Annotated in this window: 11 protein-coding genes; 8 read left to right on the top strand and 3 right to left on the bottom strand. The window is 44.1% G+C overall.

What is annotated here, in order from left to right; all coding sequences use genetic code 11:
- Positions 1-349 precede the first annotated feature (349 nt).
- Positions 350-1,441, bottom strand: coding sequence for a PQQ-dependent sugar dehydrogenase (locus OCV36_RS21520; protein WP_135455256.1), 1,092 nt, complete (start codon positions 1,439-1,441; stop codon positions 350-352).
- Positions 1,442-1,798: 357 nt separating this feature from the next.
- On the opposite strand from OCV36_RS21520, the gene OCV36_RS21515 reads away from it, so the two are divergent.
- Positions 1,799-2,992, top strand: coding sequence for a multidrug effflux MFS transporter (locus OCV36_RS21515; protein WP_135455254.1), 1,194 nt, complete (start codon positions 1,799-1,801; stop codon positions 2,990-2,992).
- A gap of 112 nt (positions 2,993-3,104) precedes the next feature.
- Here the strand turns inward: OCV36_RS21515 and OCV36_RS21510 are convergent, their stop codons facing one another.
- Together OCV36_RS21510 and OCV36_RS21505 are read right to left on the bottom strand one after the other, a co-directional pair.
- Positions 3,105-3,890: an ABC transporter ATP-binding protein gene (locus OCV36_RS21510; protein WP_135455252.1), complete on the bottom strand. Its 786-nt coding sequence runs from the start codon at positions 3,888-3,890 to the stop codon at positions 3,105-3,107.
- Between the two features lie 75 nt (positions 3,891-3,965).
- Complete coding sequence (locus OCV36_RS21505) at positions 3,966-4,727, bottom strand: siderophore ferric iron reductase (RefSeq protein WP_017075457.1); 762 nt, start codon at positions 4,725-4,727, stop codon at positions 3,966-3,968.
- Positions 4,728-4,946: 219 nt separating this feature from the next.
- On the opposite strand from OCV36_RS21505, the gene OCV36_RS21500 reads away from it, so the two are divergent.
- From OCV36_RS21500 to OCV36_RS21470, 7 genes are all read left to right on the top strand, one after another.
- Complete coding sequence (locus OCV36_RS21500; RefSeq protein ID WP_135455250.1) at positions 4,947-5,855, top strand: AraC family transcriptional regulator; 909 nt, start codon at positions 4,947-4,949, stop codon at positions 5,853-5,855.
- Between the two features lie 205 nt (positions 5,856-6,060).
- On the top strand, positions 6,061-8,208 hold the full coding sequence (locus tag OCV36_RS21495) for a TonB-dependent siderophore receptor (protein ID WP_135455248.1): 2,148 nt from the start codon (positions 6,061-6,063) through the stop codon (positions 8,206-8,208).
- 90 nt (positions 8,209-8,298) lie between these two features.
- A complete protein-coding gene (locus tag OCV36_RS21490; protein WP_135455246.1) occupies positions 8,299-9,252 on the top strand; it encodes an iron-siderophore ABC transporter substrate-binding protein in 954 nt (317 codons plus the stop codon).
- Positions 9,252-11,246 carry a Fe(3+)-hydroxamate ABC transporter permease FhuB gene (gene fhuB / locus OCV36_RS21485; protein WP_135455244.1) on the top strand — a complete coding sequence of 665 codons (1,995 nt, stop codon included), beginning with the start codon at positions 9,252-9,254 and terminating at the stop codon, positions 11,244-11,246. The genes OCV36_RS21490 and fhuB overlap by 1 nt, the downstream gene beginning before the upstream one ends.
- A gap of 240 nt (positions 11,247-11,486) precedes the next feature.
- Complete coding sequence (locus tag OCV36_RS21480; protein WP_017075462.1) at positions 11,487-12,299, top strand: crotonase/enoyl-CoA hydratase family protein; 813 nt, start codon at positions 11,487-11,489, stop codon at positions 12,297-12,299.
- Positions 12,300-12,392: 93 nt separating this feature from the next.
- Complete coding sequence (locus OCV36_RS21475) at positions 12,393-13,556, top strand: OmpP1/FadL family transporter (RefSeq protein ID WP_135455243.1); 1,164 nt, start codon at positions 12,393-12,395, stop codon at positions 13,554-13,556.
- Positions 13,556-14,245, top strand: coding sequence for a hypothetical protein (locus OCV36_RS21470; RefSeq protein ID WP_135455240.1), 690 nt, complete (start codon positions 13,556-13,558; stop codon positions 14,243-14,245). The genes OCV36_RS21475 and OCV36_RS21470 overlap by 1 nt, the downstream gene beginning before the upstream one ends.
- Positions 14,246-14,325: the final 80 nt, after the last annotated feature.

Here is a 14,325-nt window from a genome sequence, read left to right as displayed (position 1 = left end):
CTAGTAATCCAACGAAATGTTTATATACAAAGAACTTTCTTTCTAGCCGAAATTGAGTCTAAATCAAATCAGGGGATAGTCAATCGAATCCATAAGGAAAGGTTCCAGAAATTTGGGGGTAGTCAAACTTTCCATTCCTTAAATATCATGGAGTTACAGTTATATGGTGATTTGTTGTAGTTTTTGTGAAAAAGGTGGGTGAAATTGATGACAAATTTAGAGTGGTTGCACTGATTTGGCACACTTTACTTTTCCGTTAGGAAGCCGCTAATTGGTGTTTGAGTCCAGTTGAAAGGCTTGTATTTATAAATTTATCGGGTAGTTCATCTTCACAGGAATGGGTACCAGATTATTTTTTCAAGCGATAGAGATTGCCATTGTCGGTACTGAAGTAAATATCTCCGTCAGGAGAGGTCTCTATATCTCTTATTCTCTCGCCCAAGTCTTCTAAAATACGTTCTTCTTTGACTGCCTCACCTTGTTCATTCACTGTCACAATATTGATGTGGGTGAGCTTAAGAGCACCCGCTAACAACTTACCTTTGAGTTCTGGAAATTTATCGCCTTGATAGACAATTAAACTACCGGGCGCTATTGAGGGGACGTAAACTTTGACCGGAGGTTCAATACCGTCTTTGGTCTCAGATTCTCCAACACTTATCGGCCCCCAATATTCTTTGCCGTGTGATGTGACTGGCCAACCATAGTTTGCGCCTGCTTTAATTAGGTTTATTTCATCACCGCCGCGTGGCCCGTGCTCAATAGACCAAAGCTTTTGTGCCGGGATATCATAAAATAGGCCTTGAGGATTGCGATGACCAAAACTCCAAATCTCATTGAGAACTTTGTCGTTGTCCGTGAATGGATTGTCGTTAGGTGTGCTTCCATCTGAATTTAATCTCAATATCGAGCCCGCATGAGTCAGCGTGTCTTGGCCGTTGTCTCGGTCGCCACGATCGCCGATTGAAAAATACAGATGGCTATCATCAAAGGTTATGCGGCTACCAAAGTGACGACCTGTATCTGTTCTCGATTTAGATACAAATACATCTTGCCAATTAGATACTTTATCGGCTTTGTAAGTAGCCGAAGCGAGTGTGGTTACGCCTTCACCATCGACGTCTTTACTGTAAGTGACATAGAATTTCCCAAGTTCAAAAGGGGAGAGCGCGATATCCAACAAACCGCCTTGGCCTTTCGCCCATACATTGGGGAGCCTGAACAATGTATTCTGGTCACCCGTTTTTAAATCAATGTGTTTGATAACGCCTGCTTTTTCTGTGAGAAGCATAGAACCGTCATCGACATAAGCGAGACCCCATGGGATCTCGAGGCCATCTGTAATTTTTTCTGCCTGCCATGCAAAAACTTGGGTTGAAGCGATTGGGCCTGAAGCGATGAGAGATAAAGCACAGGAAAGAATACGATGATGAATGTTCATTGAAGTTCCTTGATGTCATTACGTTGTGTTAGTTTAGCTTGTGGCAAGCAGGTCGATAGTTAGAGTGGGTGAAAAGTCACTATTCACATATTTAGTTCAACGAGTATTGTATGATTATACAAGCTCACGTATGTTTACTGTGCCATTCTCTATTCGATCCTTTCGGAGCACAATGAATATTACCCCTGCAACATCTTCGCTATTTTCTCTGTCTTTATGTTGTCAGGTGGATACCCGATCAATCTGTTCCCAAACTATCTGTTCTCAAACGACCTTTTTTCAAGCCATCTGCTCTCGAACTATCTATTCTCAAACCATCCGATCTCAAAGTACCTGTTCTACTGGATACTTTACATCATGAGTCGTCGATTTGATTTTAAATCGATCTTACTTGCGTGTTTGGTCATCAGTATCGGTCAGCTCAGTATGGGCTTGGTGTTTCCTTCGTTACCTTGGATTGCGAAAGACTTCGATGTCTCTTTAGAGCAAGCGCAGCTTCTGGTGAGCGTGTATTTATTAGGCTTTGGTCCTTCTCAGTTTATTTATGGTCCTATTTCTGACGCTTTAGGGCGTAAGAAAGTATTGCTGAGCGGCTTATTAATCGCGATGCTTGGCCTATTGATGATCATCTTCTTTAGCCATTCGTTTACTAACATGGTCATGGGGCGATTCTTACAAGGTTTAGGGACGGGGTGTTGTGCTGTACTGGCTCGCGCTTCAACACGAGATCGTTTTAGTGGGGCAGATTTGCCGCTAGCAATGTCTTATATTGCGATGGTTGCGTCTATTACACCTTTGATTGCACCGGTTATCGGTGGGTTTATAAACTTCCACTTTGGCTGGAGTATGGTGTTCATCTCGCTACTTGGATATGTGTCACTGGCTTGGGGGGTATTAGCGTTCAAGTTTAAGGAAACCGTCACTCAGACCTCCGCAATTCCTTCGCCGAAGAAAATGATATCGCAATACAGAGAGTTATTAACTTCTCGCTATTTTATGAGCTTTGCGAGTATTGGTTGGCTTAACTTTAGCCTGATGATCACCACGGTGTCGGTGATGCCGTTTATCATGCAAAACCAGGTTGGCATGACGTCAGATGAATACGCAATGTGGGCGGTGATTCCTGCTTTGGGAATGCTTGGTGGTACAAGCCTTTGCAATCGTATTCGTCCGATATTAGGCAACAAGAAAACACTGCTATGCACGCCTGTGCTTCACATCTCCGCTGCCTTATGGCTTTTTTTCTGTCCACTTGATCCTTTGTATTTAATGATTGGCCAGTTCTTGATGATACTTGGCAATGGTATCGCATTACCTTGTGCTCAGGCTTTGGTGATGTTGCCGTACAACAAAAATGCTGGCGCAGCGGCCGCGATGTCTGGTGGCGGCCAAATGGTCGTATCTTCAATGGTGAGTATGGGATTAGTCCAATTAGGGCTAGGAGAAGCGTGGCACCTATCGCTCGTGATCATCGTGTTCACACTGGTTACTCTGATTAATATTTTGCGTGGTTTTAATAGCCAAGAAGCGAGGGAATCTCAATTAAGTTAGCGGTTGAGTAGTAGTTAAGTGAACAGTCAAAAGGCTATTGAAACCCTATGATTTCAATAGCCTCTTTTATGTCTAGTGGTAAGAGGTTGAGGCGAACGTTTAATCGCTGAAGCTATTCGCAGACCACGGCAACTTTCTCACTGGCTGCTGTCTTGGCTGGAACTGGGTGATCGATCAATCGGATAGGGGATTCATACAAAGCGGATAAAGCGTGTTCATCGAGTAATTTATCAGCGTGGCCTTCAAACGCGATCTGTCCTTTTTTCAGGGCGACAATGTGTGTGGCGTAGCGCAGTGCAAGGTTCAAATCGTGCAAAATGACGATAACCCCGACGTTTTCCTTTCTGTTGAGTTCAGACAACAAACCCATAAGTTGGAATTGGTGATGAACATCTAACGCAGAGGTCGGTTCATCAAGAATCAAGATCGGAGATTGCTGAGCGAGTAACATCGATACCCATGCTCTTTGGCGCTCGCCTCCCGATAAATCATCCGCTAAAGCCTGTGAAAAATCAGCAACGCCGGTTCTTTCCATCGCTTGTTGAATAATCGACTTGTCTTGAGCATTCCAACGTCCCAACGCACCTCTCCAAGGGAAACGCCCTAAACGAACCAATTCCTCCACGGTTAAACCTGCAGAAGTCGGCAGTTTTTGAGGAAGGTAAGCGATTTTCTTGGCTAAGTCTTTGCTTTTGAATGACGACAAAGACGTTCCATCTAGTTCAACAATGCCACTATCAGGCGACATCTGCCCCGATAACAAATTAACTAATGTCGATTTACCTGAACCATTGTGCCCAAGAACTACAGTGAGTTCATTCGTCGGAATGGTGAGATCTTCAATTGAGAGGATGGTGCGGTTGTCTCGAACGATTTTGATATTTGAAAGTTGGAACATGTCAGTCCTGTTTGAGACCAATAACGATACTCAATGAGTGTGAATTCGTCGTATTAATCTCTAAAATATTGAGTGTTATGACGCAGTGTTTTTGTTGTCGGGATGCCTTGGACAATCGTCGCAATACTTTCTAGAATCGCACTTATAGACCAAGCAACAGCTGATTCTGATTAGTTTTAACATTCCAGAATTTACATCGACCTTAAGGCTATTTAGATGACTGTTTGGTAATTGGCAGGCCTCTAACCAAAGCTTAGCTTGTCCAGTGATGTAGTCGTTGGTTAGGCTCGGCTCGTGCTGTTGCAGTTTTATCAAGCTGCCTAACAGTAGATCAGCCAGTAAGTGATTGGTAAACCCTGGGCGAATGCGTGTCCATTCACTGATTTGACTGCGATAAAATTCGGTCAATGCAAGAATGGCTTCACCAGCGTGTGGAATCAATTCTTCTGGTGCGCCATGCTGATGATCACCATTGGAGAAGCGATAGCCAGTGACGAACTCTTTGTACCTAAACTGACCCATATTCTTGATATCTGGCAGTGAATGCAGACCGTAGATAGAAATGAAGGTCACATAGATAGGTTGCCAGCACACGAGATCCCAGGTTCGGGTTAACCAATAGGCTTTTCCTGCTTCAGGGTGGCTTTTTGCAAGGCCATCGTAAACTCGTTTGATTTCTTTATGGCTATTATCATTCGTAATTGCAATGCTCTTGTTATTCAGAGCACCAAAGCTGCCGCTTAAATAAGGAGTGACTTCTTTTGAGTAAGCGAAGATTTTTTGGTGTAGAGACGGGGCTCTTCTACGAGTGATAATATTGTGCAACTGGGGAAGCATTATAAACCATTAAATGAGAATCAGTTGCGTTATCATAGCGAACATAATCGAGGATAACCATACAAAATGGAGCATCTACTCGGAGCTTCTGTCTTTTGAGGGGTTTATAGGTTGTGAGTGGGCTGTTCTTTTTTAAGTGATTAAAACCTTGTTAAATGATAAAAGTATTGGTGAATCTAATATATCACCGCCAACTATAGAGAATATGAAAGCTTGAATATGAATACACCAGCATTTGATCGTATCAGCCGCGTTCTGGCGTATATCCATGCGAATCTTGGTTCTGCGCTATCGCTAGAAGATATTGCGAAACAAAGCTGTTGGTCTCGTTGGCAGTTGCAAAGAGTGTTTCAAGCAGAAACTGGGCTGACCGTAGCAAACTACGTGAGAGAGCTAAAATTAAGCCAAGCTGCAGAAGAGTTACTTGATGGAAAAGAGCGCGTGATAGATGTCGCGCTTGGTCTCGGATTTAATTCAGAGATTAGCTTTAGTCGTTCGTTTAAGCAGATGTTTGGTGCTAGCCCCAGCCAATATCGAAAAGCGGGCAAAAGAGTAGGGCTAAGAAAACCGATTCAAGTGTCTGAAACCACAAGTGCTTCTGATAATGGAGCTTTCAGTTTTGTGAAAGTACGTATTGATGAGAGAGAGTCATTCCTTGTTAAGGGCATGACATCAGAAATCAGCGGCCTATTTTCACTCACGCAAGACTTCGCGCAAAAAGTTCCTCAGCTTTGGTCTCGTTTAGAGCATGAAGTCACCATTCCAGATGACAACGTTCTTCAGTTTATTGGGGTAGTTGACCTGACTCAGTCTTGTTTTGATGGAACGAATATTCATTATTGGGCTAGCGTTGAACTGCACGACGGTATTTCAATCCCGCAATTGCCTAGCATTATCTCTGATAAGTTAGAGGTGTTGGCTATACCGAAACAAACCTACGCGGTGGTCAAACATTGTGGACCTATTGAGAATCTTCGACATACTTTAAGCTGGTTTGTGCTTAATTGGCTCCCAAGTTCTGGTTACCGTGGTGTCGATGGCTACGAACTTGAAGTTTACCCATTTGGCTACCAAGCGCATGCCTCTGATGCTGAAATGGAGTACTGGGTTCCTATTATTAAATCGTAATCATATCCCCACGAAATCTCTTTCTGTAAACCCCTCTTAAAATAAGGTCAATTGTGTTTTTAATCAGCAATTGACCGATTTAAACTAAAAATAGGCCAAGTTCTTTTGGAATTTGCACCAAATTGTTAATTATCCCGCTCATAGATACATACAATGCAAATGAGATTTATTATTATTTATATTAAGCATTGGTACCGAGGGAATCATGACCACTCACACTCGTTTTAAGTATTCATCACTTGCAGTAGCGTTGCTCACTGCGTTTTCAGCGCAAGCGTTGGCGGAAGAAACCGTTACAGCGGCAGACTCGAACATCGAGACTGTCACTATCATGGGTAAAGCCTATCGCAATACAGCAACCAAGTCGGCACTTGAGCCAGAAGAGACGCCTCAAGGTATTACGGTTATTGATGAAGAACAGTTAGAGCAACGAGGTGTGAAGTCCCTCAATCAGGCACTTAGATATGCGCCGGGTGTTGTGACTGAGCAAAAGGGCGCATCAGTAACGATGTACGATACGTTCTCGATTCGTGGGTTTAGTAACAATCAGAGTTACTACGATGGCTTGATTCTGCCGTTCCTGACTGGATGGAACCTGCAACCTCAGATCGACCCTATTGCGATTCAGCAAGTTGAAGTGTTTAAAGGCCCTACATCTGTGTTGTATGGTTCGATGCCGCCGGGTGGTATGGTCAACATGATCGCGAAGGCACCGCAAGAAGACGGGTCTACAAAAGTGGGTGTATCTACAGGCTCAAGAAACTTGATGGAAGCGTCAATTGATACTTCAGGTCAGTTAGGTGACAGTGACTTTTCATATCGTTTAGTTGCACTGGCTCGTAAACAAGACAGCCAAGTTGATAACGCTGAAGAAGAGCGTTATGTGATTGCTCCATCGTTAGATTGGCAAGTATCTGATAGAACACTTATTAACTTCAATCTTTACTATCAGAATGATCCGTCAATGGGTACTAACTCTGCAATGCCGCTCGACGTATTGAAGGCAAGTGATCCATCTGTGTCTATGGGCGACAAGAACTGGAGCACTTTTGAGCGCGAAGTGTTGATGTTAGGTTATAAGATTAACCACCAAATCAATGACAACTGGACTTTCCTTCAGAATGCTCGTTATTCCGATGCGTCATTATATCAAGAAAACACCTACCATCGCGGTACGAATTTTAACGCCTCAACTGGTAGCCTAATTCGAAATGTGTATAGCACGGATGAAGACTCTCAAAGCTTTGTTATCGACAACCAAGTATCAGGTCGCGTCGAGGTTGCTGGGCTAGAGCATAACTTATTGTTTGGTCTCGATTACCTAAAGCTAACGGGCGACTCTTTGTATCAAGAGTTCACAGCGAACGCTGGTTTCTACGGGTTTAACGCATACAACCCTAATAATGATCTGCTTGATAAGAGCCAGCTACAAGAGAATTATCGTGAATCACATGACATAACGACCGAGCAACTGGGCTTGTATTTCCAAGATCAAGTTCGCTACGACGCGCTGGTTTTGTTAGCTGGCGGACGTTACGACATGTTCAAAGCGAGTGACGATAAAACGAGTACTTACCCAACAAGCGATGGCACAGAAAAAGCGGATCACAATCAGTTCTCTTACCGCGTAGGTGCCTTGTATGAGTTAGATAATGGCATCTCTCCATTTGTAAGTTATGCGACGAGTTTTGAGCCAGCTGCTGGTACTGATATTAACGGTAACTCGTTGAAACCTCAGTTGGGTGAGCAAGTCGAATTCGGTGTGAAGTATCTTTCTGCTGACATGGCACAGCAACTTACAGCGTCATACTTTTATATTACTAAGAAAGACTCAATTGCTGCTGATCCGTCAGACCCAACGTATCGCTCTAAGATTCAGTTAGGTGAAGTGCGCTCTCAAGGTATGGAAGTTGAAGGCCGATGGTTTGTAACGGACAACTGGGATGTTAATGCAAGCTACACGTATGTTGATATGGAAGTGACTGAAGATGCAAATCCGGATCTAGAAGGAACGACGCCAATCTACGTACCCACACATGCTGCTAATCTATGGAGTAATTACTATGTCTATGGTGGTGTGTTATCAGGCACTCGCTTCAGTGCTGGCGCTCGTTACATGGGTGAAATGGAAATGGATGCGACAAACACTCAAGGCAAAGTACCGTCATACACAGTCGTCGATCTATCAGTGGGTTATGACTTAGGTGAGGCAAGCGACACACTATCTGGTGCAACAGCTAACTTGTTGGTTAACAACTTATTTAATGAAGAGTACTACACCTGTTACGACCAATCGAACTGCTGGTTTGGTGCTGAGCAGTCTGTAGAGCTAAGCGTCAACTATGAATTCTAACTAAGTTAGGGTTATCCATTTTAAAGCAGCCTTCACTAGGCTGCTTTTGTCGTTTGAAGAAATATAGAATTTAGATTGAGTAGGTAAAGTATGAGTTTGAAACGAATAGCTTCCCATTTTTCTATAGCAACAAGTTTGAATACCAAACTAGCATTATCGATCTTAGCGAGTGTTTTATCGTTTAATGCGATGGCCGATTATAAAGTCGAAGACAGTGAGGGTATTAAAATCCTTGAGGCTCAACCTGTTCGAGTTGCAGCGTTGAACTGGGACATTGCAGAGCAAGTTATCGAACTCGGCGTTACGCCAGTCGCAGTGCCTGATATTGCAGGTTATAGCGATTGGGTTGTTCAACCTGCGATTCCAGAAGGCGTGGCGGATATTGGTACTCGAACTGAGCCTAATTTTTCTGCTTTGAAGAAGCTAAATCCTGATGTAATTCTTATCGCTTCTCCTCAGAAAGATCTTCAGGGTCGTCTTTCTGAAATTGCGCCCGTGCTTTATTACCAAACGTACAGTGAACAACACAGCAATGCTACGGCTGCTATCGAGAACTTTAAGAAGATAGGTCAGTTACTTGGTAAAGAAGAGCAAGCGAACAACAAACTGGCTGCAATGGATGAGCGTCTCGCGGTTTTAAAAGCCGAACTGGATAAAGCGTATCCTGGCGACAAGCCGAAAGTCACCTCATTCCGTTTTGCGAGTACTACATCTGTGTTTATCTACGGCGATAACTCGATTCCACAATATGCACTCGAAAAGCTTGGTTTTGAAAATGCGATGGAGCTTCCTGCGAGCCAATGGGGCATCAGCCAAAAACGAATGACTGAGCTTAAGAACGTAAAGAATGGCATTGCGCTTTACTTTGAACCTTTCCCATATCAAGAAAAACTAGATCGTTCACCTGTCTGGAAGAGCATGCCTTTCGTACGAAATGGTCAATTTAGTCCAGTAGCGGCAAGTTGGAGCTACGGTGGTGCAATGTCGATCTTGTATAACGCAGAAGCGATGGCGCAATCGTTGTTGACGTTAGCGGAGCCGTAATGAAATCCAGTGGTTTAATGATGGGGGCGGCGCTGTTTTGTGCTGCTCTTGTTCATTTATGGTTAGGGCAGTCTGAATTTGGCCCTATTGGTAAGTTGTTCCAGCAAGTCTCACAGATCAACGACATCTCTGAGTTCAATAAAATGGTTGATGATTCATTTGAGCTGATGGCGTTAATTTATGTCAACTTACCTCGTTTAGTGATGGCGATTTTGGTCGGAGGAACACTCGGGACTATCGGTAGCCTGTTTCAACAACTGACTCAGAATCGCATGATGTCTCCTCTTACTTTAGGTACATCGTCAGGTGCTTGGCTTGGTTTAGTTATTCTGAATGTGGTCGCACCGATGTTGGTCGCGCAATATTCCGTTTGGTTCGCGCTAATCGGAGCGCTGCTTGCAATGGGGCTTATTGTTTCCATTGTTGGTATCAAAAACATGAGTGGTTTACCGATTGTCTTGGCGGGCATGGCGGTCAACTTATTGCTTGGAGCATTTGCGACCGCGATTATTCTGCTCAACGACCAGTATGCGCAGAACTTGTTCGTATGGGGAGCGGGCGATCTAGGACAGAATGGTTGGGAACAAGTACTTTGGTTGATGCCTAAGCTACTGCCGATCTTCGCCATCTTCTTATTGGCGCCAAGAGTCCTGACTTTGCTTTCGATCGGTACCGAAGGCGCAGCAGCGCGCGGCCTAAATATAGGCACGACTTTCTTTGTATTGATGGCAGTGGGTGTGTGGTTAGTTTCAGTGTCGATTACCTCGGTGGGCGTGATTAGCTTTATTGGTCTGATTGCTCCAAATATCGCGAGACATTTAGGCTTCTTAAAGGCGAAATCTGAACTCATCGCAAGTTGTGTATTAGGTGCGCTACTACTCTGTGTCACCGACAGCTTGGCTATTTTCTTGGCGCAGTGGTCTTTGGATATGATTCCTACTGGGACGGCAACCGCGGTGATTGGCGCACCAGCTTTGATCATTATTGCTCGCAAGCAAATGTCTGCTCAAGATCAGCTGTTTTTCTCGATGCCTAAAGGGCCGAAGTCTATTTCACCTTTAGCTTACTTCTTATTGGGCTCGATGATCTTTGGGTTGTTGGCGTTGAGTACATTGTCACAGCCTTCTTCAGATATGGGCTACTTTGTTATCCCAGATGCATTTGAGTGGTCTATTCGTTGGCCGAGAATGTTAACGGCGATATTCGCTGGTGGCGGCTTAGCGGTTGCTGGTGTGATTTTACAAAGATTGGTCTACAACCCCCTCGCGAGTCCAGATATTCTTGGTGTGTCGGCGGGTGCGGTTCTAGCTTTGATTTTCAGTAGCCTGTTTATGGGCTATTCGATTCACTCATTGAGCCCTTGGATTGCTTTCTTAGGCAGTGCGATTGCACTTTGTTTATTGCTATTTCTTGGCAAGAAGCATCAGTTTGCTCCGTCTATTCTAATCCTTACGGGCATCTCGCTGACCGCAGTACTGGAAGCCTTGGTGCAATTCTCTTTAACGAGAGTGGGTGAGGGGAAATACACCTTATTAGCTTGGTTAGCAGGGTCTACTTACCGTGTTGAACCTGAGTCAGCCTCGATAATGGCTATCGTAATAACGGCTTGTATTGGTGTTGCTTTATTGCTGAGCCGCTGGGTGACGTTAATTGCGACTGGCCGCCAATTTGCGAGTGCAAGAGGGCTGAATATCAACATCGCCTATGTCGCATTGTTGTGCATCGTGGCGATCTTATGCTCGGTCGTGACAACCACTATGGGGCCTGTCGCTTTTGTCGGCTTATTGGCACCACATATAGCTGCTATGGTTGGCGCTCGGTTGGTTCGAGAGCAGATCATCTTGTCTTTTTGGATTGGTGCAGCACTGATGCTATTTGCCGATTGGCTAGGGCAAGTGGTGGTGTTTCCTGCACAATTAGCTGCAGGTACTTTGGTCTCGATTATCGGTGGTAGCTACTTTATCTTCCTGTTATTGAAGTCTCGAAGAACCTAGGTTTAGCGACTAACTGAAAGTTCTTGGACATCAAAGCTATCGTCAATAAAAGCTATTGGCAATAAAAGCGACTAATGAAAAGCAGTGATTGGAGTGATTCATCACTGCTTTTTTATTTGCGTCTCTTGGTTAACTCGGCGAGAAAATGAACAACACAGCTCTCGCTTCTCATACTCAAACTTTGCATATGTTAACAAGATGTATAATCTAAAGGTCTGACCACTTAGTTGAGTAGCCCACATGACCGACCTCTCTCGTATCACTTGTTCCATCGATGAAAACCAAATCGCGACCGTAGCATTGAATCGCCCAGATAAGCTGAATGCTATTGATATGGCGATGTTTCAGGATGTAATTAAGATGATCAAGGAACTCAAAAAGAATACCGAGATTCGAGCTGTGATCGTCAAGGGCAGTGGTGCGGATTTTTGTTCAGGGCTGGATGTTAAGTCTTTATTGAATAGTAAAGCCGGGGCGTTGAAGCTTTTATTTAAATGGTGGCCAACGTTGCCGAATGCTGCGCAATACTTCTCTATTGGTTGGCGAGATATTCCATGTCCGGTGATTTTCGCGATACATGGACGCTGCTGGGGAGGAGGTCTACAACTAGTCAGCGGTGGTGATTTTAGAATTGCTAGTCCAGACGCCAACTTCTCGATATTAGAAGCGAAATGGGGTTTGATTCCTGACATGGGGGGCGCTATCGCATTTCGTGAACTGATGCGGAAGGATCATACTTTGGAAATGGCGATGACAGCTAAGGTGATTGATTGCCAAACCGCCAAAGAGTACGGCTTGGTGACAAAAATTGCTGAAGACCCTTACACTGAAGCTTATTCCTTGGCACTTGAGTGCGCGAATCGTTCGCCAGATGTCGTTGCTGCTAATAAGAAGCTCTACAATAAAACGTGGTGGTCTAGCCCTGGTTTTGCCTTATTTTACGAGACTTGGTACCAAATTAAAGTCGGAGCAAGGAAGAACAGAGCGATAGCCGTGCAGCGTGAAATTCATAACGATAAACCACGGGAATACCTCCCCCGAACCTTTAAGTAGGACTTGTAAAGGAATAATCGTTATTACCTTTGTTTATGGGGCTTTGCGGTAACCTTAGAGCAATTTTATGTCTGAGGCTAAATGAGCAATCTGATGAACAAAACTTTTACTTACTCTATAGCTGCCACCGCAATCTTTACTAGCTTAAATGCATTTGCAAGTGGCCTTTTTTTACAAGAGGCTGTTGTTGCTAACGCTGGTACTACTGGTGCTGGTGATGGTGTTTATACTCGTTCTGCTGCTGCAATGTGGACGAACCCTGCCACTATGTCTCATATGGGCGAAAGCAAGACGACCATTAATACTATGGCGTTTGATCTTGAGATGAAATATCAAGATAACCAAGATTCAAGTGGAGATGGTAAAGGCCATTCAGTGTTGCCTTCATTTGGCGCATTTCATGCGCATCAAGTCACCGATAAATTACACCTTGGTATTGCGCTTGGCGCTGTCGGTGGCTCAAGCCTAGATTACGGCAGTGAATGGGCAGGCAGCCCTTTACTTGAAGATATTACTCTTACTGCGATGCAAGTGAACCCGTCACTGAGTTATCAGCTTAATGAACAGTGGTCAGTTGGTGCGGGCGTTCAATTGAGTTGGGCTGAATTACAACAGTCAACATCTGCGTTGACTGTTAAACAAGATACCGATTGGGCATACGGCTATAACTTGGGCGTGATGTATACCCCGACGGATAAGCTTAAGTTAGGCGCGAGCTACCGTTCGAAGCTAGAGCATGAGTTTAATAATGAAGTAAAAGGTCCAACAAATATTGGACTGCTGAACTCTTTATCTACAGATATTGCAGTTCCAGAAATTATTGATGTAAGTGCTAGCTATGCTTTGAATAAACAGCTTGATCTGTTGGCGAGTGTTCAGTTCCACCGTTGGAGTGAGTGGGATACTACTGTTCTCGATTTTGGAACGCAAATTGGCGGGCTCCAGATCGAACGTGACTGGGATGACGTTTGGAAATTTGCTGTTGGTGCTGACTATCAATTGAACTCAGACTGGCGCTTGAAAGCGGGCTTCTCTTACGAAACCTCACCACAAGACGATCCAACAATGCAGTATGTTGACCTGCCAGTAGGTGAGCAATACCGCTACTCAGTAGGCGCATCTACCTACTGGGATGATATCTTAATTGATGTGTTCTACGAGTATGCAGATTTAGGTTCAGTTGATATGGATCGATTTATGGTAGACGGTTCGTTCGATGGTCGTATTCACTTCGTTGGCGTTAGTGCTACCTTCTAATGACAAAACTTAACTTATTAATTGTTGCAGCAGTAACATGGTGTTCAACGGGTGTTTTGGCTGAAGAGAAGCACCCTGATGATCCCACTAAGATCGTAACCAAAGCAGGCATTGCTTATAACGAAGAATTGAAGTTTTCGGGCTCTATTGGGCTTGATGAAGCACGCATGATAAATGCTCGTGTCAATGCAGACGGTGAAGAGTGGCGACTTGGTGGTTCTTGGCTGTTGCCATTAGGCATTGTTAACTTTAACTTTAGTCGATCTGAATACGATAATGATGCCTACAAGAATAACTACAGTATCGGTACCTTTGTACCATTGAGTTATTTCGATATTGAACCTTTTGGGTGGCAAATCTTCCCTATGGCTGGATACAGCTATAACGATGGTGAAGTGGCAGTATTCGATGATGAGAATGTGGGTTCTGATTATGTACTAATGCCAAGCTCGACACATGGCGGTTATATCGGTGCCTTTGCCTTAAAAACGATAACGGACGAGTGGTCGATTATGAGTTTTGGTGGCGGTTCAATGGGTTCTGATGACTATTCTGGCTATTGGGCTGGGGTAGGTGCTAGTTACAAGTTGAGTGATGCTCAGTCGTTTAACTTCTTTAGTATTTTTGCCGAAGATGATTATGGCGAAAATAACAGTGTCGGCGCTTCTTATACCTACGAGTTTAACTAGTTTTTATCCAGCTCCTTCATAAATAAAGAGCTGAGTGTATGACCACCGGTTTAGGTGAAATTACACTCAGCACTTATTAC

The organism is Vibrio echinoideorum, assembly GCF_024347455.1.
Classification (GTDB): Bacteria; Pseudomonadota; Gammaproteobacteria; order Enterobacterales; family Vibrionaceae; genus Vibrio; species Vibrio echinoideorum.
Note: the sequence above shows the minus strand (reverse complement) of the source record. Positions and strands in the feature narration are given on the sequence as shown.

Bases quoted from the DNA above. Each gene is read 5' to 3' on its own strand.
- OCV36_RS21520 (WP_135455256.1), bottom strand. From the start codon at position 1,441: ATGAACATTCATCATCGTATTCTTTCCTGTGCTTTATCTCTCATCGCT.
- OCV36_RS21515 (WP_135455254.1), top strand. From the start codon at position 1,799: ATGAGTCGTCGATTTGATTTTAAATCGATCTTACTTGCGTGTTTGGTC.
- OCV36_RS21510 (WP_135455252.1), bottom strand. From the start codon at position 3,890: ATGTTCCAACTTTCAAATATCAAAATCGTTCGAGACAACCGCACCATC.
- OCV36_RS21505 (WP_017075457.1), bottom strand. From the start codon at position 4,727: ATGCTTCCCCAGTTGCACAATATTATCACTCGTAGAAGAGCCCCGTCT.
- OCV36_RS21500 (WP_135455250.1), top strand. From the start codon at position 4,947: ATGAATACACCAGCATTTGATCGTATCAGCCGCGTTCTGGCGTATATC.
- OCV36_RS21495 (WP_135455248.1), top strand. From the start codon at position 6,061: ATGACCACTCACACTCGTTTTAAGTATTCATCACTTGCAGTAGCGTTG.
- OCV36_RS21490 (WP_135455246.1), top strand. From the start codon at position 8,299: ATGAGTTTGAAACGAATAGCTTCCCATTTTTCTATAGCAACAAGTTTG.
- fhuB (WP_135455244.1), top strand. From the start codon at position 9,252: ATGAAATCCAGTGGTTTAATGATGGGGGCGGCGCTGTTTTGTGCTGCT.
- OCV36_RS21480 (WP_017075462.1), top strand. From the start codon at position 11,487: ATGACCGACCTCTCTCGTATCACTTGTTCCATCGATGAAAACCAAATC.
- OCV36_RS21475 (WP_135455243.1), top strand. From the start codon at position 12,393: ATGAACAAAACTTTTACTTACTCTATAGCTGCCACCGCAATCTTTACT.
- OCV36_RS21470 (WP_135455240.1), top strand. From the start codon at position 13,556: ATGACAAAACTTAACTTATTAATTGTTGCAGCAGTAACATGGTGTTCA.